The sequence below is a fragment of the Leifsonia sp. Root112D2 genome (assembly GCF_001424905.1).
Taxonomy (GTDB): Bacteria; Actinomycetota; Actinomycetes; order Actinomycetales; family Microbacteriaceae; genus Root112D2.
In genome coordinates, this window is the sequence record NZ_LMCU01000001.1 from 610,919 (window position 1) to 630,354 (window position 19,436).

The following is a 19,436-nucleotide window of genomic DNA, read 5'->3' on the forward strand; positions in this document are numbered from 1 at the left end:
CATGCAGAACGCGGAACCCCGCCCAGACATCCGCGGGAATTCAGCAGCCGGATGAGCGCTCCCGTCAATCTGCATGCGTTATGCGCGCGACGCTGGTGCACTGAAATGCTGGCGGCGGCGGATGCGTACGCACCAGACTGGCTGTACCGCACCTTTCCAATGCACGCAGAGGGAGCCAGAATGACCGAACCGACCGAGGGCCGCGTTGCCGTCTACATCGACTTCGACAACATCGTGATCTCCCGTTACGACCAGCTGCACGGCGGCGGCCAGTTTCACAAGGACAAGGCCCGGCGCTTCACTGCAACCCCCGCGAAGGCGGGCACGGAGGTCGCGAAGCGGCTGGCCGAGGCCACCGTCGACGTGGGCGCGATACTCGACTTCGCCTCGTCGTTCGGCACCATCGTGCTCAGTCGGGCCTACGCCGACTGGTCGGTACCGGTGAATGCCGGCTACCAGAAGCAGTTGATCGACAAGGCCGTCGACCTCACGCAGCTCTTTCCCACGGTGGCGTCGATGAAGAACGGCGCAGACATCCGCCTCGCCGTGGATGTGGTGGAGGATCTGTTTCGGCTGCCCGACCTCACCCATGTGGTGATCGTGGCGGGTGACTCCGATTACATCGCGCTCGCCCAACGCGCCAAACGGCTCGGGCGCTACGTCGTGGGAATCGGCGTGGCCGGGGGAACGAGCAAGGCGCTGGCTGCGGCATGCGATGAGTTCTCCGACTACGACGCACTGCTCAAGCTCGATGTCGACCTGACGCCTGAGCTCATCGAATCCGCCGACACAGCACCGGCAACGGCGGGGACGGGCGCACAATCCCCTCCCGCACAATCGCCCTCTCGGGCGGTGAGTGGCGGCAAGAAACAGCGAGCGACACCGGCAGCCGATCCATCAGAAACGGACGCGAAAAACTCCGCACCATCCGCACCATCCGTACCCAAGCGCGGTCCGAGCGGCCTGCTGGTACGCGCTCTTCGCCTGGGCCAGGCGAAAGGCGACGTCGAGTGGCTGAGCAGTTCCGCGGTCAAGAATCAGATGTTGCGGATGGATCCCTCGTTCAATGAAGGCGCACTCGGCTTCAGCAAGTTCACCGATTTTGTGAAGTCCCGGGAGAACCTGGTGGAGTTCAAGGAAGACGGCCAGGCGCGCCTCATCCGGCTGCGCCCGGCCTACAAGAACGAGTAGGAGGCGGCCTCACCGCACCATTGTCTTGCGCACTCGACGGCATCCGTGTCGATTGGGCGGAGCGTGAATCGTCAGAGAAGTATGTCGACCGCAGCGGCGGGCGCCTACCGTACCACTCAGCGAAAGGGAACTCCCATGCGATACTCACTTCTTCTTCACTACCCCGAAATGACCGAGGCCGATCTGGGCAACGAAGCCATCTCCGAAGGCCAGGCGGCATTCGATGCCTACGCCAAGGCCCTCGAATCGGCAGGTGTGCTGGTCTCTGCCGAGGTGCTGCAACCCAGTTCGGTGACAACGACCGTCACGTCTCGCGACGGCGCATTGACGGTACAGGATGGCCCATTCGCCGACACCAAGGAGCAACTCGGCGGCACCTTCGTGATCGACGTGCCCGACCTGGATGCGGCGCTCGCCTGGGCCGAGAAGGCACCTTCGGTGCACTGGGGTGTCATCGAGGTGCGGCCCTCGGCGACCTTCTACCGAGACGGGCAGTGGCGCAGCGCGATGTGACCGCGAAGGCGCGGGCAGAGCAGGTCGCCCGCGCCTCTTACGGGCGCCTGCTTGCACTGCTCGCCGCCCCGAGCGGCGACATTCCCACTGCCGAGGACGCGCTGGCAGACGCGTTCGTGCAGGCGCTGTCGAGGTGGCCGAGCAGCGGCGTGCCCGACAATCCGCAAGGATGGCTGCTCACCGTGGCGCGCAACAGGCTGCGCGATCTGTATCGCTCGGCGGCCCATCGCACATCCGCCCCTCTCGATGAAGCGGATGTGCACGGCAGCACACAGGGCCGAATCGCCCCCGGCGTTCTGCGCCCCGACGAACTCGACCTCGACGCAATCGGCGACAAGCGACTCGAACTGCTGTTCGTGTGCGCGCACCCGGCCATCGAGGCGAGCATTCGCACCCCGCTCATGCTGCAAACGGGCTCGGTTTCGAGGCCGCGCAGATCGCGGCCGCGTTCGCGATGCCCGCGCCCGCGATGGCGCAACGGCTGGTACGTGCCAAGCGGCGCATCCGGGACGCACGCATTCCCTTCGCCGTGCCGTCGCGGCAGGATATGCCTGGCCGCCTGCCCGCGGTGCTCGAGGCGATCTACGGCGCATATGCGATCGACTGGATGCCGACGTCCGGTTCCGCGGTGCAGATTCGCACCTCACTGGCAGCAGAGTCGCTGTATCTAGCCTCCACGCTGGCCGCGCTGCTCGGCGACGAAGGGGAGGCCTTCGGTCTTGCCGCGCTGATCGCGCTGTCGCTCTCCCGAGCGGATGCCCGACACGATTCCCACGATCGCCCCGTGCCGCTCGACGAGCAGGACACCGCACTGTGGGATGCCTCGCTCATCGCCTCGGGCGAGGCCTGGCTGCGCCGCGCCCATGCGCTCGGTGGCATCGGCCGCTTTCAGCTTGAGGCCGCAATCCAGTCGGTGCACTGCGCCCGAGCCGTCTCCGGCAGCACAGACTGGGCCACGCTGCGCGTGCTGTACGAAGCGCTCGTGCGCGTCGCGCCGACGCTCGGGGCGCGCGTCTCGCTTGCGGCCACGATCGGCCGGCTCGACGGGGCGGATGCCGGCCTCGCCGCTCTCGATCGGATCACGGACGCAGCGCTGACTCGCTTCCAGCCGGCGTGGGCGACACGCGCCCACCTGCTCGCCGCATCCGGACGCGTGAATGAGGCGCGTCGCGCCTACGAGAAGACGATTTCCCTCACCACCGATCCGGGCACCCGACAATACCTGTCGACGCGCGCCGCTGCGCTCGGTTCCGATCGGCATAGTCCGGATGTGCGGCAGGAAGCATCCACATAAGGCCCGACGTACACTCTGTTCATGTGCGCGGACCGACTCGGCAAGGGAGCGCACCCGACAGGTTGGCAGCCACGTTCGAAGCGGCGGTGGACGCTGCTCGACAAGTTCTACGAGGTCGGCGTCATTGTCAAGGGCATCGACGGCGCGATAGAACTCGCCGTGGGTATCGTGCTCCTCGTTGCTCCGAGCATGCCGCACCACGCCCTGGTGGCGGTCGCCGCCGAGGCGGGCGAGGGCATGGATCCGTTCCGCCAATTCATCGCGAACTACCTCGAAAACCTCGATGACCAGCTCGCACACACCGGGCTTGGCTTTCTGATTGCATTCCTGCTCGTGCACGGGCTCGTCAAACTCGCACTCGTGTACTTTCTGCTGCGACGCATCCACAGGGCCTATCCCTATGCGCTCGCCGTGCTCACGGCGTTCCTGCTCTACCAGCTGTACACGCTGGCGACGGCGCCGACCGTCGGCATGGCCGTGCTCACCGTCATCGACCTGGCCATCATCGTGCTCGTCTACAAGGAGTATCGAGAGATCAAGCCGCCCGGGTCGAAAACGGGCGCGCTCGCGAATTAGGCGAAGAACTCGATCAGCAACGGAGCGAGTACGGCCGGGTCGACGCCGTGATCCTGACCCGCAACGGCCAGCTGTCGCGCATCGGGCACCGCCTGAACGATCGCTGCGGCGGATCGGGCCGCCCACGCCGGGCTCGCTCCCCCGTGCATCACCAGGGTCGGAACGGCAATCGCTTCGAGCCTGTGTGCCGGCACTGCCCCGTCGCCGCTCAGGGCAAGATCGTATGGCAGCGTATGGGCGATGGCGAGCATGCCCGGCCAGAACGGCGCCTGGGTAACGCCATCAATCGCCTGCTGCGGCATTCCCGTCAGCCGCATGAAATTCGTTACCGCAAGTGCACGATCCCCCGCATCGAGGGTGGCCTGCACCCCGCCGTCGGATGCCGGCTGCGGGTTATCGGGGTCGAAGGTGTACGGCGGCTCGTAGGCGGAGACCCTGCTGAGAGGAAGCCCGCGCGACGCGGCCTCCAGCGCGAGGATCGCCCCGGAGGAGTGACCGTAGACGAACGCAGACCCTCCTGCCGCCTCGATGAGCGCGGCAAGATCCTCCACCTCGCGCTCGATCGCGTACGGCTGAGTGTCGCCACTGTCACCGCGACCGCGCCGGTCATAGGCGATCACCGTGAACCGCGACGCAAGCAATCCGAGCAGCTCGCCGGGCGACTGACGGGTGTTGAGCGCTCCTCCCACGATGATGAGCGCGGGCCCGTCGCCCTGCCGGTCGTAGGCGATGACGGTGCCATCGGCGGATGTGACGGTCTCGGTCATGATTCGCTCTCTGTGCGGATGCTGCGGCTGCGTCTCTCGCCGCTGATACTACGCGCGCGAACTCAACGCAGGTAGCCCGACTGGAATCTCACCAGCGGCTTCGCGCCGAATTCGCGCGCACGGCCCATCGCCGTCACCTCGCCCACGACGAGGGTGTGGGTGGCCGCCTCGTGAGTAGCCACGGTACGCAGCTCAAACCAGCAGAGCGCTCCGGCTATGAGGGCCGGGCCGTCGGGGTCTCGCCGAACGTGCGGGGTCTGGCGCAGCAACGCATCCAGCGGGGCGCCCTGCTCGCCGAACCGCTCCGCAACCGAGCGCTGATCGGACGCGAGCAGGCTCAGCCCCCAGCGCCCGGCCCCGGCAACCGCCTCGACGATGCGCGACAGCGAATACAGGCTCACGAGCATGGTCGGTGGATCGTATGTCACCGACAGATAGTCGGAGACGGTGACCGCATGATCCCAGCCTCGATGGGCCGCCGTGACCACGGCGATGCCCTTGGCCGCGTTGCCGGAGAGAGCGCGGTAGGCGTCTCCATCGGCGTCGGTCGCGGGCGCGCCGACCGTGTGCTCACTCCATGTCGACGGGTTCGCGTCCATGGCCTTCACCTTAGCGATCGGCTGCGTGGCTCAGATCGCCTCGAGCACCACGCCCGAACCCTGGCCACCACCTCCACAGATGCCCGCGGCGCCGATACTTCCCGGGCCGGCCGCCGCCAGTCTGCGGGCCAGATGACCCACAATGCGCGCACCCGATGCACCGATTGGATGCCCGAGGGCAATAGCTCCGCCGTCGGCGTTGACGATGGCCGCATCCACGCCGAGTTCGGCCGTCGAGTGCACCGCGACGGCCGCGAACGCCTCGTTGATCTCGACCGCCGCCAGATCGCCGACGCCCAAATCGCCGACGCCCAAATCACCCGTACCACGATCGGCGGCAGAAGACGCCGCCTCCAGTGCCGCGGTGATGGCGTTCGAGGGCTGGGCGTGCAGCGAGACATCCGGCCCGCTCACCAAGGCGTGCGACAGTATTCGCGCAATGCCATGGATGCCATGCTCCTCTGCCCATCTCGGGCTGACGAGCACGACCGCAGCGGCGCCATCCGAAATCTGCGAAGAATTGCCCGCGGTGACAGTGCCGCCCTCCACGAATGCGGCTCGCAGCGCACCGAGCGACTCAGTGGTCGTGTCAGCACGAAGGCCATCGTCGGCGGAGACCGTCACGACACCGCGACGCCCCGCAACATCCACCGCAACGATCTCCTGGGCCTGAATTGCGGATGACGCGGCCAGCCGCGCGTGGGAGCTTGCCGCCCACGCATCCTGCGCATCGCGCTCGATGCCTAGCGGAGTATTGAATTCCTCCGTGCTCAGCCCCATCGAGCGGCGCTCGAAGGCGTCGGTGAGACCGTCGTACTCCATCGTGTCGACGAGTTCGACGGGGCCGAACTTCGTGCCCGAGCGCGACCCGACCCACGCGTGCGGTGCACGAGTCATCGATTCCTGGCCGACCGCCACCACAACATCCGCCTCGCCGGCGGTGATCAGTCGATCGGCCTGCACCACGGCCTCCATGCCCGAGAGACAAACCGCGTTCAGCGTGAGCGCCGGCACCGTCAGCGGAATGCCTGCGCCGACGGCCGACTGCCGGCCCGGGTTCTGCCCCGCGCCTGCCTGCAGCACCTGGCCGGCGATGACGAACTGTACGTCGCTCGCCGCGACCCCGGCGCTGTGCAGGGCGGCCGTGATGGCGCACGCCCCCAGCTCGGTCGCCGGCACCGTTGCGAACTGGCCGTTGGCCTTGACGAATGGGGTGCGCATGTACCCCGCGATGATGGCGCTCATGCCGTCACCGCCGTCTCGAACGGCGCACCGGTTTTCTCGCGCAGCTCATCGATTGTCACGCCCGGCGCCATCTGCACCAGCCGGAGCCCATCATCCGTCACATCGAACACGGCGAGATCGCTGATGATGCGGTTGACGGCTCGCACGCCGGTGAGGGGCAAGGTGCACTCCGTCACGATCTTCGGCGTTCCGTCGCGCGAAACGTGATCGGTCAGCACCACGATGCGGGCCGCGCTCGCCACGAGATCCATCGCGCCGCCCATGCCCTTGACGAGCTTGCCCGGAATCGTCCAATTGGCGAGATCGCCGTTCGCCGCAACCTGCAACGCTCCGAGCACCGCGACGTCGACATGGCCGCCGCGGATCATTGCGAACGAGGTCGCAGAGTCGAAGAAACTCGCGCCGGGCAGCGCGGTGACCGTCTGCTTACCCGCGTTGATGAGATCGGCGTCTTCCTCGCCCTGCCACGGGAACGGCCCGATGCCGAGCAGCCCGTTCTCGCTCTGCAGGGTCACGGAAATACCCGCAGGTATGAAGTTCGCAACGAGGGTCGGGATGCCGATCCCCAGGTTCACATACGCACCATCGGTGAGTTCGGCGGCCACTATCGCCGCCATCTCCTCGCGTGTCCAGGCCATGATGCTCTCCTTTTCAGCGCTCGTCGCGGGTGCGCACGGTGCGCTGCTCGATGAACTTCTCCCGCGTGGTGTGCACGAGACGATGAACGAAGATTCCCGGGGTAACGACGTGGTCGGGATCCAGGAATTCCCCGTCGAGCACCGTCTCCGCCTCTGCGATGGTCACACGCCCGGCCATCGCGACGAGCGGGTTGAAATTGCGGGCCGTGTGCCGATATTCGAGGTTGCCCTCGGCATCCGCTCGCCAGGCGTGCACGAGACTCACGTCGGCGACGATGCCGCGCTCGAGCAGGTAGGTCTTTCCGTCGAATTCGGCGGTCGGCTTGCCCTCGGCGATGGGGGTTCCCACCCCGGTCGGGGTGTAGAAGGCCGGGATGCCGGAGCCACCCGCCCGCAGTCGCTCGGCGAGCGTTCCCTGTGGCACGAACTCGACCTCGAGATCGCCGTCGAGGTAGCGCGTGGCGAACAGCTTGTTCTCACCGACGTAGGAAGAGAGCACCCGGCGAACCTGGTTGTTATCGAGCAGAACTCCGAGCCCCTTGCCGTCTACGCCCATGTTGTTGGAGACGACCGTGAGGTCGGTCACCCCCGAATCGCGCACCGCATCGATGAGATCGGAGGGGATTCCGCTGAGCCCGAAGCCCCCGACCGCGAGGGTCATGCCGTTCTGGAGCAACCCGGAAAGGGCGTCGCCGGCGCTGGACCGCAGTTTCACAATTCGTCCTCTCCGTTGAAGTCACCGTCGACGTCACCGTCGACGTCACACCACCATGTGGTCACTTCGGTTATATCCATAGAGTCTGAGCCGCTGCAATCATCCGCACCCAATCTCTCGGATCGTGAACACTCGCGCATGCAATGTCCATATGCTGGACAGATGGATGCGATCAAAGGAGCACAGGTCGTCTCGCGCGTCGGCCTGTTGCTGCGCACCGTGAGCGGCGGGCCCGTGACCGGCATGACCAGCGCCGAGATCGTGGCATCAACCGACCTCACCCGGCCGACCACCCACCGGCTGCTCGCCGCCCTCGCCGCCGAAGGACTTGTCGATCAGGACCGCCGTTCAGGCCGGTGGTTTCCCGGCCCCGAGCTGTACCTCATGGGCTCGGTCTCCGCCTCACGCTACGACGTCACGGAGACCGCTCGCGAGACCGTGCGCTCCATCGCTGCCCGCACGGGCGAGAGCGCCTTCTTCTCCGCTCGCCGAGGCGACGAGACGGTGTGCCTCATCGACGAGGAGGGAAGTTTTCCGCTCCGCTCCTTTGTTCTGCACGAGGGCATCCGCTTTCCCCTCGGCGTTGCCTCCGCCGGGCTGGTGATCCTCGCCTTCCTGCCGGAGGGGCAGGCCGAGTCCTACTTTCGCAGGCATCCTGAGCTCTCTGAGAAGTGGGGAGGCCAGCACTCCGAGCCTGCCGTGACCCAACGCGCCGCAGAGACGAGACGCCGCGGCTATTCGGTGAATCCGGGGCTGGTCGTCGAGGGCAGTTATGGCATGGCCGCGGCCGTCTTCGGGCGAAACGGCGAGCCATCCTGGGCGCTCAGCATCACGGGTGTCGAGTCGCGTTTTCCTGCTGCGCGCCGGGCAGAACTCGGTGCTCTCCTGCTCGACCAGGCACACGAACTCGGCAAGCGGCTGCAGGATGACGCGGCCTCTGCGCGGGCGATCACGCCTCCAGCGAGCTGAGGCGATGCTCAATCGCCCGCGCGGTGGCTATCACCGTGGGGCTGAATCGCTCGGCCTGCGAACGGGCCGTGGCCCCGGTCACGGAGACTGCCGCTATTGCCGTTCCCCGCGCATCACGAATCGGCGCGGCGACACAGAACAGGCCGAGCAGCGATTCCTCAACGTCGAGTGCAACGCCAGTGCGCCGGATGCCCGCCAGCTCGCGCGTGAGCACCGTCTCGTCGGTGATGGTCTTCGAGGTGATGGCCGCCAGCGGGGCGGTGGCGTATTCTGCGATCTCCGCCGGCGGGGAGAAGGCGAGTATCGCCTTGCCGAGGCCCGTCGCGTGCAGCGCCCCGCGACCGCCCAGCCTCGAGTGCGGCACCCGTAGGGTGCGGGAGCCGATCTTCTCGAGATACACGATGTGAGCGCCCTCACGAATGGCGAGATTGGCCGTCAGGTGAGTCACCTCGTTCAGCGTGTGCAGAAACGGTGATGCCGCCTCCCGCATCGTGCCCTGTGTCGGCGCCATGGCACCGAGCTCAAACAACTTGATGCCGAGGCGCACGCCACGCTTGCCACGCTCCAGGGCGCCCCACTCGAGAAGTTCGGTGACGAGTCGATGCGTTGTCGATCTCGAGACTCCCGAGCGCGCGGCGAGTTCGCGCATCGTGAGTTCCGTGGCATCCGGAGAAAACGCATCGAGCAGGTCAAGAGCACGACGCAGAGACGATCGCGTGTCCTGCACAGTGGGACGGGCCATGGTCGCCATGGTAACGGTCTGCGACTCTGGCCTCAACCGCACAGAAGTTCACAGGAGAACCATGATCACCTCCCCACCGACGGGTACGCTGCGGCTGCCCAGTCGCATCCACTTCGGGTACGGCGTGCGCGCCCAGCTCCCCGAACTGCTGGGCGCCCACGGCCGCCGAGTGCTCGCCGTCATCGACCCGTTCCTCACCGGCACAGATCTCGTTCTCGAGGTGCTTGGGGGGCTGAAAGCTGCCGGGCTTGAGGTGCAGGTATACAGCGACATTCAGCCCGAACTGCCGGTTGAGTCGCTGGATGCCGCGGGGGCCTTCGCACGCGACTTCGCACCGGATGCCGTACTCGCCATAGGAGGCGGAAGCGCGATAGATGCCGCGAAGCTCATCAGCCTGCTCGTCTCGCACCCGGGCCCGCTGTCGCGCTACTACGGGGAGAATGCGGTGCCCGGGCCTGTCCTTCCCATCGTCGCGGTGCCCACTACGGCCGGAACCGGTTCCGAGGTGACGCCCGTGGCGGTGGTGTCGGACCCCAGCAAGGCGCTCAAGGTGGGCATCTCGAGCCCGCACCTCATCCCGGTGGCGGCCGTTGTGGATCCCGAGTTCACGCTCGGTGCCCCGCCCTCGGTGACGGCGTTCTCGGGCATCGACGCCCTCGTGCACTCGGTGGAGTCGTACACGGCCGCGGCGCTGCATCCGGATTGGTCGGCCACTCTTCCGGTCTTCACCGGGCTCAACTCGTTTTCTGAGATGCTCGCCCTGCACGCCGTCGAAATGCTCGGCGGCTGGCTTGCCACTGCTGTCGCCGAGCCGGGCAATCGCGAGGCGCGGCAACAGGTGGCGCTTGGAAGCCTGCTCGCCGGCATGTCGTTCGGGCCGACGGGAACCCACCTCTCCCACGCGCTGCAGTACCCGATCGGCGCCATGACCAAGACTCCGCATGGGCTCGGCACGGGCTTGATGCTGCCCTACGTGGTCGATGCCATGCGGGCGGATGCGGCCAGCGCCGAGCGCGTGGCCCGGATCGGCACCGCGCTCGGCTCCTCAGCCACGCAGAAGTCAGAGCAGGCCCAGGATGCCGTCACGGCGATCGTCGAGCTCAATCGAAAGATAGGGGTCCCCTCCACGCTTGCCGAAATCGGAATCGCCCGCGACCAGCTTGGCCACATCGCCGAACTGGGGCTCGCTTCCGGCCGACTCATCGCCATCGCCCCCATCCAGACAACCCAACAGTCCCTCGTGGACATCCTCGACAACGCCTACAGCGGGCACCTTCGCACCGGGAGCAATTCATGACATACATCGCAGACCTCTTCATCGATGGCGAATGGCGGGCCGGCAGCTCGGGCGAGAGATTCGATGTCATCGACCCCTCCGACCTGTCGGTGATAGCTCGCTTCGCCGTGGCGAGCGAAGCCGATTGCATGGCCGCCGTCGACGCGGCCGCGAGCGCCCAGGCGGCCTGGGCCGCGACCGCCGCGCGCGAACGCAGCGAACTGCTTCGCGCCGCCTATGACATCTTCACGGACGAACTCGAGCAGTTCGCCGAAATCATGGTGCGCGAGAACGGCAAGGCCTGGAGTGATGCGATAGGCGAGGCCAACTATGCCAAGGAGTTCTTCCGCTGGTTCTCCGAGGAGGCGGTGCGCATACCCGGCGACTTTCGGCTCTCCCCCAGCGGCGACAAGCGCATTCTCGTCGACCGCCAGCCGATCGGGGTCTCGCTGCTGATCACTCCGTGGAATTTTCCTGCCGCGATGGCGACGAGAAAGATCGCGCCCGCACTGGCGGCAGGATGCACGACCATTCTCAAGCCGGCTCGGGAGACCCCGCTCACCGCCGCGTACGTCGTCGACGTTCTGCGCCGCGCCGGGGTGCCGTCCGGCGTCGTCAACCTCGTCACGCCGGTGCCGACCGGTCCGAACGTCGCGAAGATGATCGACCGCCCCGAGGTGAGAAAGCTCTCCTTCACCGGATCGACCGAGGTCGGCCGCGATCTGCTGCGCGCCTGTGCCGACAGCGTCGTGAGCGCATCCATGGAGCTGGGCGGCAACGCCCCGGTCATCGTGCTGCCGGGCGCCGACATGGACGTCACGATCGAGGGGGCGGTGCTTGCGAAGATGCGCAACGGCGGCTCCGCGTGCACCGCGGCGAATCGCTTCTATGTGCATGCGTCGCTGCACGACGAGTTCGTGGAGCGCATGAACGTGGCCCTCGGAGAATTCACGACCGGACCCGGACTGGACCGCTCCAACCAGCTCGGTGCCATGGTCTCGGTCACCGAACGCGACAAGGTCGCGGGCCTCGTCGATGCCGCCGTCGCCGACGGCGCGACGGTGGTGCGCGGCGGAAAGGCGTCGGAGGCGGGCGCCTTCTACGACGCGACGCTGGTCACGGGGGTGCAGCACGGCTCCCGCATCACGATGAACGAGATCTTCGGCCCGGTGACGGCGGTCGTGCGCTACGACGACGTGGACGAGGCCGTGCGCATGGCCAACGACACGATCTACGGGCTCATGGCCTACGTCTTCGGTGAGGAGCGCGAGGCCATGGCCGTCGCGCATCGTCTCGAGGCGGGAATGATCGCGATCAACCGTGGAGTCGTGAGCGATCCTGCCGCCCCGTTCGGAGGAGTCAAGCAGAGCGGGCTCGGCCGAGAGGGCAGCTCAGAGGGCATCCTCGAGTATCTCGAGGAGAAGTACATCGCCGTGACCGCGTGAGGGTGGATCGCCCGGGCGCTGGCCGCCCGGGCGCGGCGGCCGCTGCTACTTGATGGCCATGGCGTTCGGTGGCGAGCCGACGCCACCGACGATGTTGAGCGGCTTGCAGGTGAGGAAGAACTCGTAGACGCCATCGGCCGCGCAGTCGGCGGCGAGGTCGTCAACCTTCCAGAGCTCGCCGACCGCCATGCCGAGCAGCGCTATGAGCGGGCGGTGCAGCATGCCGCTGTGGTTCACTCCACGCTCGGGAACCTTCTCGTCGGCAAGCCGAAAATCTGAATCGATGACCGGATCGGCCTCGACGGCCGGGGTGTCGCTGGCAACGAGCGCGATCTCCCTGTCCCACAGCCACCGCAGGATCTCCTCCCGCTGGGCGAGACCCGGCGACTTATTGCGCGAGTTGAACTCGATGCGCTCGTCGCGGGACTTCGCGACATAATTCTCCGACCAGCCCGTTCGCAGCAGCAGCATGTCCCCGCCGCTCCACGAGACGTTCTGCGACTCGGCGATCTCATCCAGCGTGGATGCGTCGAGAACGACGGTCTGCTCACAGTCGAATGGGCGGCCTTCGTTCTCGAAGAAGCGCTGGACATCCAGCAGAACGCCCCGGCCCGCGATGCCCGAGTCGGACCAGTTATGGATGCCCAGCTGGGTCGAGCCCTGGTTGTTGTCGGCGGCGGGGAGCCCATTGTAGAAACCATGCTCCGGGTGGCCGATGTGACGCAGCGAGTCGAGCTGGGAGGTGGACTGCAGGTAGAACGAATCCAGCCAGTCGTCACGATGGAACTCGTTGTTGGCGAAGACATGGTGCTCGGTTGCCGGTCGCGTGCCTGTCGGGTAGGGGTCGAAGGCGTTGAGCGCGTAGTCCAGGCTGAAGCGACGGCCGGTGCGAATCAAGCGCGCAGCATCGGCAACGCGTTCGGGCGTCAGAAAATTGACGGTTCCCAGCTGATCGTCGCGTCCGAAGACGTTCCAGCTCGAGCCGGGAGGCTGCGCGGTGGCGAGCTCGTCGTATGTTGGCACTTCATTGTCCTTCGTGACCGCCGAGCTCCCTGCTGAGCACGGCCGCCGTGTCGATGAGTTGAGCGAACGCAGGAGAATCTGCTGAAAGGCTGCTGGCCTCGCCGGCGCCGAGCAGCGCAACCGTCGCACAGATGCCGTGCTCGTCGAACACGGGAACGGCAACACCAAAGACGCCCCCCGCGTGACTGACGAAAGAATGCCCGGTGCGACGCGCGGTGTAGACCGCGGCCTCGAGGTCGGCTCGCTCGCTCGGCGACGCATCCGCCACCATGCGATCGAAACCGGTCTGGTCCTTCTGGTGTGCGAGAAAAACATGCGCCTGGGAGGCGGTGCGGTCAAGCTGGGATCCGGCCTTCACCGTCACGAACACCGTGCGGGTGGAGTCCTCCCGCACGACCGCCGTGACGGGGCCGTGTGCGCCCCAGATGCTGAGCACGGCGGTCATGTGTGCGGCCGTGGCGAGCTTCTCGAGGTAGGGCGGCGCGATCTCCACGACCCGATTGCGCCCGAGGGCGTGAATGCCGAGCTGCATCATGAGGCCACCCAGAATGAAGGTGCCCCGGCGCGGCCCGCGATCGAGTATCTCGGCGGTGACGAGCGACGCGCAATAGCGGTACGCGGTCGTTCGGTTCAGACCGAGCCGTTCGGCAACATCCGCCGCCGTCAGTTCGGTCGTATCAGGACCGAACAGGGAACAGATCTGGCCCACACGGGAGACGGCCTGAATGTCGGAGGAGGATACCTCGCTGGCCTTGTCATTGTTCGTCATTCCAGAATCGTAGTTCAGATGGGGAACGGTATCGGTGCGACTCGGCATCGACGTGGACGTCGATGTCACAGCCCCGCCCAGCGGGTGCCTCTGGTCATCACCTCGTCAGTGCCCTTTCGTCAGAGCGGATCACGATTCGTTCACATTACGAATATTTAACCCGTTATGTGAACATAGCAGTACCGCGTGGTCCACGACAAGCACGCGACGAACGTCGTGACACAGACGCGCCCAAGCGGGGCTCAGGATCCTCCCACTGCGCCGAGTCGTTCGGCGGCCGACTGCAGCAATTGCACGCGCCCAGCCGACTCGGCATCCTCCGGGGAGAGCATCGCTGTGGTGCCGATGAGTGCCATTGCCGCCTGCACGTCGCGGCCGCCGAAAATCGGCGCGGCAACCGATGCGAGCCCCACGCGACCGAGATCGCCCCAGGAGAGGCGATCACGCCGCGCGGTGACGAACTGCGCCTGCTCCGCCCGCGCGTCGGCGGAGCTGAGTGTGACGAGAAGTTTGTCGACCACACTCGGGTCCGCTTGGAACGCGAGCAACACGCGCGATTGCGCCGCCTTCACTTCGAGCACGGTGCCGACACGCACCGTCAGAATGATCGTGCCCTCGTGGGCCTCTTCGACAAGGGTCACTATGGCACCGGAGCGGCCCAGGAAGCTCAGAACCGCGGTGAGCCCGGTGCGGTCGGAGAGCTGGCGCATGACGGAGGGCGCCAGGGCGAGCAGCTGCTGCCGTTCGGAGACGAGACCGGACAGCTGGTCCAGCAGGGGCCCTGGCCCGTGACCGGCACTGAGAAATCCCGAGACCTGCAGCGATTGAAGATAGCGATGTGCCGTCGTGCGATTGAGCCCGAGTCGCTCCGAAACGATGACCGGCGTCAGCACGCGCGTGTCCTGGTCGAAAAGTGAGAGCACCATCGCCGCACGTTCGATCGACTGGATCGATCCCCGCTCGCCGTCGGGACGCGCAACCACGACCCCGCCTGTCTCCTCGGCCGGCGAGAACGGTTCACCGCTCATCTCTCACCCCACGACCCCGGCGCCGGATAGCGCCGTCTGAGCACTAAGTAGACCAATCAATTGTTCAAAGTGCAATCCATACTTTCGGAATATGAACAGGTTTGGCGCAATCGTGAGTCCAATCTCGATCGCGACCCAACTAGACAAGCCTGCCAAAAATCCGTATTCTGAACAGAAATTGCACAATACGAACACAAGGAGGTACCCGGATGTCTGTCGCCGAAGACGCACCGGTCCTGTCACCCACGCCCTCGCCTGCGCTGCTCAAGGTTCTGAACGGAGCCGTCGACCTGCACGTGCACTCGGGTCCGAGCCCGTTCCCCCGGCGGTTGAACCACGTGGAGGCCTCCTACGATGCCGCGCGCATCGGAATGCGGGCGATCCTGATCAAGTCCCACCACCACAACACCGTGATGGATCTTCTCGCGATGCAGGATCTGCTGAAGGATGCGCCGACGCCGGCATACGGCGGCGTCGCGTTGAATTCCGAGGTCGGAGGCATTAACCCCTCCGCCGTGGCCGTGGCCATTCAGATGGGCGGGCGGGCGGTGTGGGGGCCGACCGTCTCGGCCGGCCAGCACATCCGGGCGCACAATCATGACGACGGCTTCCCCACCGCCGGATCGAACCTGGAGGAGAAGGAAGTCTCCATCTTCGACGCTTCCGGTGCCGTCTCGGCCGAGACCGTGCGGGTGACGCAACTGATCGCCGAGGCGAACATCATGCTCACCGGCGGCCACCTCGACGGCGAATCCATGAAGGCGTTCTTCGCCACCGCCAAAGCCAACGGCGTGCACCGGCTGCTGCTGCACCACCCCGACTTCATCGTGAACGCCAGCGAGACCGACGTGGAAGAAATGGTGGGCTACGGCGCCTTCGTCGAACACGAGATGTCGATGTATCACCCCGGTGTCGAGGCGCCCGGTTTTCCGATCCAGCAACTCGTGGACTGGATCGAGAAGATCGGCCCCGAGCGCACCATCATCGACTCCGACCTCGGCCAAAAGGGCAACCCGCTCCCCGTTGACGGCTACATCTACGTCATTCAGCAGTTGCTCGACCACGGCATCTCCGAAAAGGATGTGCGTCAAATGATCTGCTACAACACCGCCTACCTGCTCGGTCTCGAGCAAACGAACAAAGCGCACTGATGCGCACCGCCGACAAGGTCATCATCAGCACGGCCATCACCGGGTCTGTCAACATTCCCTCGCAGAGCGACTACCTGCCGCTCTCGGCTGACCAGGTCGTGGCCGCCTCGCTGGAGGCGGTCGAAGCGGGCTCCGCCATCATCCATCTGCATGCGCGCCACCCCGACGGGCGGCCTGCCTTCGAGCCGGAGGTGTTCGAGCAGATCATTCCGCGCATCCTCGAGCAGACGGATGCCGTGATCAACATCTCCACGGGCGGTGCGTCATCGATGACCATGGACGAACGCCTTGCGGCGGCGGTGCGCTTCAGCCCGGAGCTCGCCTCGCTCAACATGGGGTCGATGAACTTCGTGTATTCCGGCATCGCCGACAAGATCACGAACTGGAAGTTCGACTGGGAGAAGCAGTACGTTCTCAACACCTACTCCAATCCCTTCGTCAATTCATTCGACAAGATCGAGTACACCCTGCGTGAGCTGGGCGAGAAACGCGGCACCCGGTTCGAATACGAGTGCTACGACATCGGTCACCTCTACACGCTCGCGTACTTCGTCGAGAAGGGCCTCGCGAAGCCACCGTTCCTCATTCAGGGCGTGTTCGGCATTCTCGGAGGTATCGGCGCCGATCACGAGAACCTGACGCACATGGTCGCTATCGCCGACAAGCTTTTCGGTGACGACTACTCTTTCTCCGCCTTCGCCGCCGGCCGCAACCAGATGCAGTTCGGCACGCACAGCGCGTGGCTCGGCGGGCACGTGAGGGTAGGTCTGGAGGACAACCTCTGGATCGGCAAGGGCGAACTCGCCACGAGCAACGCACAACAGGTGACGAAGATTCGCGCGATGGTCGAAGACCTCGGCAAGGAGATTGCCACCCCTGACGATGCCCGGCGCATGCTCGCGCTCAAGGGCGTCGACAAAGTCACCCTATAAGGAGGAACGAACCGTCATGACGATGTACGCCAAAGATGACATTCGATCGAAGCTCGCGACTGCAACGCCCGCGAAAGCGGTGGATCCCTCGACTCCGATCAAGGCCTCGCAGTGGATCGGGTTCCACGCTTACGAACCCACCGAGACAGGACCGAAGGGGAGCCGCACCTGGACGGCGCGCGCGGCCAACCTGGTGATCTCGTACACGGAAGCGAAAGCCGGCGAGACCTTCACCCGCGTCGGGCAGCCCGACGAGTACACGGTGCTCATGTACTCCGACAGTGCCGCCATCCGCGTCACCGCTGGCGACGCGACCGCCGAGGTGTCCGAAGAAGCGTTCGTGGTTGTTCCCCCGGGTGACAACTCCATCGAGATCGTCAGCGACGGCATCCTCATTCGGCTGTTCTCGGCCGTGGCCGATGACCTGCGTGAGGGCGCGCTCAACACCGACGCCTACGCCGAGCCCGACCAGCGAGCGGCTCCCCTCGAGCCGTGGCCCGATCCGGTTGGCGGTTTCACGCTGCGGGTCTACAAGCTCGCCGATACGCCCATCGCAGAGGGCCGATTCGGGCGCATCTTTAGAACCACCAACCTCATGGTGAACTTTCTTGCCGAGGAGCCCGGCCCGCGCGACAAATACAAGCTCTCGCCACACTTCCACGACGATTTCGAACAGATCTCGCTGGCTGTGAAGGGCACGTTCGTGCACCACATTCGCTACCCGTGGGGACCGGACTCGACACAATGGCGAGCGGATGAGAGCCGCGAGATCGACACCCCGTCGATCTGCATCATTCCCCCGCCCACCGTGCACACGACCCAGGGCATCGGGGCCCACCAGCAGTTGCTCGACATCTTCTCGCCACCGCGCGAAGACTTCTCCGCGTCGGGCTGGGTGCTCAACGCCGACGACTATCCGGCGAAGTGACCACGCTTCCGCTGCAGCGCAGCCTCTTTCGCGCCGCGCTGGCCAACCCCACGGCTCCCGCGCTCGGCACGTGGGTGAAGATTCCGGCGATGGAGAGCATGGAGCTCGTGGCCCTTGCCGGCTTCGACTTCGTCGTCATCGATCTCGAGCATTCGGCCATGAGCATCGAGTCCGCCTACCGGCAGATCGGGGTCGCACTGTTCGCGGGTGTCGCACCCATCGTTCGAATCCCGTCACTGGATGCGGGCATCGTGCAGCGCATTCTGGATGCCGGCGCCGAGGGCATCATGGTTCCCCACGTCGACACGGTGGAGCAGGCGCGCGCGGCGGCATCCGCTGTGCGTTTCGCGCCGCTGGGCACCCGTGGCGTCGGAAGCACGAGTCGGGCGGGGGCATGGGGCGCGGTCTCTCGCGAGGAATACCTGCGCTATGGCCAGGAGGAGGTTGTGCTGATCACGCAGATTGAGAGCAGGATCGCCGCACAGAACGCGGGTGCCATCGCTGCCGTTGACGGGGTGGATGCCTTGCTCATCGGCGCCGCGGATCTCTCGACGAGCGAGGGCAGATCCGAGAACGACCCGGCGGTGGCGGCGATAATCCACGAGGCTATTCGCGACACCAAGGCTGCCGGAGTTCCTATCGGCAACGCAGGCGGGCCCACGGCGGCATCGGTTCAGGCAGCCGTTGACGCGGGCTACAGCTTCACCCTGATGGGCAACGATGCGAGCCTGCTCGGCGGGGCCGCCGCGGCGGCGCTCACCGCCGGTCGCACCGTGAACTACGCCTGACACCACCCCCGTCATACGACGGCGCCGGCGTGCCGGTTAGCATTCAGCAATGAAAGAGGAATCGACGATGGACGAAAACGCACAGGGCAGCACCGGTCTGTTGAACGGCAAGGTCGTGCTCATCGTGGGCGCGAGCACCGGAATCGGAGCGGATGCGGCGCGCGTGTTCGCGCGAGCCGGCGCATCCGTCATGCTCGCGGCTCGCAGCGAGACGCTGCTGAAGGCCATCGCCGACGAACTCACCGCCGACGGACACAAGGCTGCCTTCGTCGTCGGAGACATCAGTGTCGGCGCGGACGTGGCACGATTCGTCGACGAGACCGTCGCAACCTTCGGTCGTCTCGACGGTGCGTTCAACAATGCCGGCATTACCCAGAGCGGCCGTATCGACGAGGTCTCTGAAGAAGATTTCGACCGCCTCATGGCCGTCAACGTGAAGGGCATGTGGCTGTGTCTGCGCGAGGAACTGCGCGTGATGCGTGTGCAGCAATCGGGGGCGATAGTGAATGTGAGCAGCGTCGGTGGCGTTCGCGGCAGCTCCGGCTTCGGCGCGTACCAGGCGACGAAGCATGCGGTCATCGGCCTGACCCGCACGGCCGCGCATGACAGCGGTCCTGAGGGCATTCGCGTGAACGTCGTGGCGCCGGGACCGATTCTGACCTCGATGCTCGTGAAGACCGACGGCGTGATTCCGCCCGGCGTGCAGGCCCGTATCGCGGCCACTCCCCTGCGCAAGGCCGGCACGGGTGCCGAGGTTGCCGAGACCGCGGCCTGGCTGCTGAGCGACCGCGCAAGCCACATCAGCGGCGTCGTGCTGCCCGTCGACGGAGGCTTCACCGCGTAGGCG

21 protein-coding genes and 1 pseudogene are annotated in these 19,436 nt (G+C 65.9%); 13 read left to right on the forward strand and 9 right to left on the reverse strand.

Annotation, left to right across the window (positions count from 1 at the left end; genetic code table 11):
- Positions 1-180 precede the first annotated feature (180 nt).
- From ASC63_RS02785 to ASC63_RS02800, 5 genes and pseudogenes are all read left to right on the forward strand, one after another.
- Positions 181-1,191 (forward strand): NYN domain-containing protein, encoded by a 1,011-nt coding sequence (locus tag ASC63_RS02785; protein WP_055814717.1) that lies wholly within the window; start codon positions 181-183, stop codon positions 1,189-1,191.
- Positions 1,192-1,326: 135 nt separating this feature from the next.
- Positions 1,327-1,704, forward strand: a complete 378-nt coding sequence (locus ASC63_RS02790; RefSeq protein ID WP_055809631.1) for a YciI family protein — start codon at positions 1,327-1,329, stop codon at positions 1,702-1,704.
- A pseudogene (locus tag ASC63_RS16600) lies at positions 1,701-1,868 on the forward strand (RNA polymerase subunit sigma-70); the annotation flags it as partial. The gene ASC63_RS02790 and the pseudogene ASC63_RS16600, both read left to right, overlap by 4 nt.
- Positions 1,869-2,062: 194 nt before the next feature.
- A complete protein-coding gene (locus ASC63_RS02795) occupies positions 2,063-2,998 on the forward strand; it encodes an RNA polymerase sigma factor (protein WP_235492334.1) in 936 nt (311 codons plus the stop codon).
- 21 nt (positions 2,999-3,019) lie between these two features.
- Positions 3,020-3,574, forward strand: coding sequence for a DUF2127 domain-containing protein (locus tag ASC63_RS02800; RefSeq protein WP_055809634.1), 555 nt, complete (start codon positions 3,020-3,022; stop codon positions 3,572-3,574).
- Here ASC63_RS02800 and ASC63_RS02805 read toward each other — a convergent pair.
- The 5 genes from ASC63_RS02805 to ASC63_RS02825 form a co-directional block, all read right to left on the reverse strand.
- Entirely contained in the window at positions 3,571-4,341 is a 771-nt protein-coding gene (locus ASC63_RS02805) for an alpha/beta fold hydrolase (RefSeq protein ID WP_055809636.1), read from the reverse strand. The two genes, ASC63_RS02800 and ASC63_RS02805, sit on opposite strands and share 4 nt — an antisense overlap.
- A gap of 62 nt (positions 4,342-4,403) precedes the next feature.
- Positions 4,404-4,940 carry a flavin reductase family protein gene (locus tag ASC63_RS02810; protein ID WP_055809639.1) on the reverse strand — a complete coding sequence of 179 codons (537 nt, stop codon included), beginning with the start codon at positions 4,938-4,940 and terminating at the stop codon, positions 4,404-4,406.
- A 30-nt stretch (positions 4,941-4,970) separates the two neighbouring features.
- On the reverse strand, positions 4,971-6,185 hold the full coding sequence (locus ASC63_RS02815; protein ID WP_055809642.1) for an acetyl-CoA C-acyltransferase: 1,215 nt from the start codon (positions 6,183-6,185) through the stop codon (positions 4,971-4,973).
- Positions 6,182-6,823 (reverse strand): CoA transferase subunit B, encoded by a 642-nt coding sequence (locus ASC63_RS02820; RefSeq protein WP_055809645.1) that lies wholly within the window; start codon positions 6,821-6,823, stop codon positions 6,182-6,184. Before ASC63_RS02820 ends, ASC63_RS02815 begins: the two co-directional genes overlap by 4 nt.
- A 13-nt stretch (positions 6,824-6,836) precedes the next feature.
- Positions 6,837-7,541: a CoA transferase subunit A gene (locus tag ASC63_RS02825; protein WP_082487095.1), complete on the reverse strand. Its 705-nt coding sequence runs from the start codon at positions 7,539-7,541 to the stop codon at positions 6,837-6,839.
- A 159-nt stretch (positions 7,542-7,700) separates the two neighbouring features.
- Between ASC63_RS02825 and ASC63_RS02830 the strand changes: the two genes are divergently transcribed.
- The gene (locus tag ASC63_RS02830; RefSeq protein WP_055809648.1) at positions 7,701-8,507 is read left to right on the forward strand and encodes an IclR family transcriptional regulator; all 807 of its coding nucleotides are present in this window, start codon (positions 7,701-7,703) and stop codon (positions 8,505-8,507) included.
- Here the strand turns inward: ASC63_RS02830 and ASC63_RS16200 are convergent.
- Positions 8,488-9,249 (reverse strand): IclR family transcriptional regulator, encoded by a 762-nt coding sequence (locus ASC63_RS16200; protein ID WP_162242867.1) that lies wholly within the window; start codon positions 9,247-9,249, stop codon positions 8,488-8,490. The two genes, ASC63_RS02830 and ASC63_RS16200, sit on opposite strands and share 20 nt — an antisense overlap.
- 61 nt (positions 9,250-9,310) lie before the next feature.
- Between ASC63_RS16200 and ASC63_RS02840 the strand changes: the two genes are divergently transcribed.
- Positions 9,311-10,546 (forward strand): iron-containing alcohol dehydrogenase, encoded by a 1,236-nt coding sequence (locus tag ASC63_RS02840; RefSeq protein ID WP_055809652.1) that lies wholly within the window; start codon positions 9,311-9,313, stop codon positions 10,544-10,546.
- On the forward strand, positions 10,543-11,970 hold the full coding sequence (locus ASC63_RS02845; protein WP_055809655.1) for an NAD-dependent succinate-semialdehyde dehydrogenase: 1,428 nt from the start codon (positions 10,543-10,545) through the stop codon (positions 11,968-11,970). The genes ASC63_RS02840 and ASC63_RS02845 overlap by 4 nt, the downstream gene beginning before the upstream one ends.
- 45 nt (positions 11,971-12,015) lie before the next feature.
- Here ASC63_RS02845 and ASC63_RS02850 read toward each other — a convergent pair whose 3' ends face one another.
- From ASC63_RS02850 to ASC63_RS02860, 3 genes are all read right to left on the reverse strand, one after another.
- Positions 12,016-12,993: a cyclase family protein gene (locus tag ASC63_RS02850; protein ID WP_055809659.1), complete on the reverse strand. Its 978-nt coding sequence runs from the start codon at positions 12,991-12,993 to the stop codon at positions 12,016-12,018.
- A gap of 1 nt (position 12,994) precedes the next feature.
- Positions 12,995-13,762: an IclR family transcriptional regulator gene (locus ASC63_RS02855; protein WP_055814723.1), complete on the reverse strand. Its 768-nt coding sequence runs from the start codon at positions 13,760-13,762 to the stop codon at positions 12,995-12,997.
- Positions 13,763-14,004: 242 nt separating this feature from the next.
- A complete protein-coding gene (locus ASC63_RS02860; protein WP_055809662.1) occupies positions 14,005-14,790 on the reverse strand; it encodes an IclR family transcriptional regulator in 786 nt (261 codons plus the stop codon).
- Between the two features lie 209 nt (positions 14,791-14,999).
- Between ASC63_RS02860 and ASC63_RS02865 the strand changes: the two genes are divergently transcribed.
- Genes ASC63_RS02865 through ASC63_RS02885 form a run of 5 tightly spaced genes read left to right on the forward strand, consistent with a single transcriptional unit; the run spans position 15,000 to position 19,433 of the window.
- Complete coding sequence (locus tag ASC63_RS02865; protein WP_055809664.1) at positions 15,000-15,941, forward strand: DUF6282 family protein; 942 nt, start codon at positions 15,000-15,002, stop codon at positions 15,939-15,941.
- Positions 15,941-16,873: a 3-keto-5-aminohexanoate cleavage protein gene (locus ASC63_RS02870; protein ID WP_055809667.1), complete on the forward strand. Its 933-nt coding sequence runs from the start codon at positions 15,941-15,943 to the stop codon at positions 16,871-16,873. The genes ASC63_RS02865 and ASC63_RS02870 overlap by 1 nt, the downstream gene beginning before the upstream one ends.
- Before the next feature lie 16 nt (positions 16,874-16,889).
- The gene (locus tag ASC63_RS02875) at positions 16,890-17,801 is read left to right on the forward strand and encodes a hypothetical protein (RefSeq protein ID WP_200936735.1); all 912 of its coding nucleotides are present in this window, start codon (positions 16,890-16,892) and stop codon (positions 17,799-17,801) included.
- Positions 17,798-18,589 carry an HpcH/HpaI aldolase family protein gene (locus ASC63_RS02880; protein ID WP_055809670.1) on the forward strand — a complete coding sequence of 264 codons (792 nt, stop codon included), beginning with the start codon at positions 17,798-17,800 and terminating at the stop codon, positions 18,587-18,589. The genes ASC63_RS02875 and ASC63_RS02880 overlap by 4 nt, the downstream gene beginning before the upstream one ends.
- A gap of 49 nt (positions 18,590-18,638) precedes the next feature.
- Positions 18,639-19,433: an SDR family NAD(P)-dependent oxidoreductase gene (locus ASC63_RS02885; protein WP_200936738.1), complete on the forward strand. Its 795-nt coding sequence runs from the start codon at positions 18,639-18,641 to the stop codon at positions 19,431-19,433.
- The last annotated feature ends 3 nt before the right edge of the window (positions 19,434-19,436 follow it).

Coding starts and splice junctions, on each gene's coding strand:
- ASC63_RS02840 (WP_055809652.1), top strand. CDS start 9,311: ATGATCACCTCCCCACCGACGGGTACGCTGCGGCTGCCCAGTCGCATC.
- ASC63_RS02865 (WP_055809664.1), top strand. CDS start 15,000: ATGTCTGTCGCCGAAGACGCACCGGTCCTGTCACCCACGCCCTCGCCT.
- ASC63_RS16200 (WP_162242867.1), bottom strand. CDS start 9,249: ATGGCCCGTCCCACTGTGCAGGACACGCGATCGTCTCTGCGTCGTGCT.
- ASC63_RS02885 (WP_200936738.1), top strand. CDS start 18,639: ATGAAAGAGGAATCGACGATGGACGAAAACGCACAGGGCAGCACCGGT.
- ASC63_RS02790 (WP_055809631.1), top strand. CDS start 1,327: ATGCGATACTCACTTCTTCTTCACTACCCCGAAATGACCGAGGCCGAT.
- ASC63_RS02785 (WP_055814717.1), top strand. CDS start 181: ATGACCGAACCGACCGAGGGCCGCGTTGCCGTCTACATCGACTTCGAC.
- ASC63_RS02800 (WP_055809634.1), top strand. CDS start 3,020: ATGTGCGCGGACCGACTCGGCAAGGGAGCGCACCCGACAGGTTGGCAG.
- ASC63_RS02805 (WP_055809636.1), bottom strand. CDS start 4,341: ATGACCGAGACCGTCACATCCGCCGATGGCACCGTCATCGCCTACGAC.
- ASC63_RS02830 (WP_055809648.1), top strand. CDS start 7,701: ATGGATGCGATCAAAGGAGCACAGGTCGTCTCGCGCGTCGGCCTGTTG.
- ASC63_RS02860 (WP_055809662.1), bottom strand. CDS start 14,790: ATGAGCGGTGAACCGTTCTCGCCGGCCGAGGAGACAGGCGGGGTCGTG.
- ASC63_RS02810 (WP_055809639.1), bottom strand. CDS start 4,940: ATGGACGCGAACCCGTCGACATGGAGTGAGCACACGGTCGGCGCGCCC.
- ASC63_RS02870 (WP_055809667.1), top strand. CDS start 15,941: ATGCGCACCGCCGACAAGGTCATCATCAGCACGGCCATCACCGGGTCT.
- ASC63_RS02815 (WP_055809642.1), bottom strand. CDS start 6,185: ATGAGCGCCATCATCGCGGGGTACATGCGCACCCCATTCGTCAAGGCC.
- ASC63_RS02875 (WP_200936735.1), top strand. CDS start 16,890: ATGACGATGTACGCCAAAGATGACATTCGATCGAAGCTCGCGACTGCA.
- ASC63_RS02820 (WP_055809645.1), bottom strand. CDS start 6,823: ATGGCCTGGACACGCGAGGAGATGGCGGCGATAGTGGCCGCCGAACTC.
- ASC63_RS02855 (WP_055814723.1), bottom strand. CDS start 13,762: ATGACGAACAATGACAAGGCCAGCGAGGTATCCTCCTCCGACATTCAG.
- ASC63_RS02845 (WP_055809655.1), top strand. CDS start 10,543: ATGACATACATCGCAGACCTCTTCATCGATGGCGAATGGCGGGCCGGC.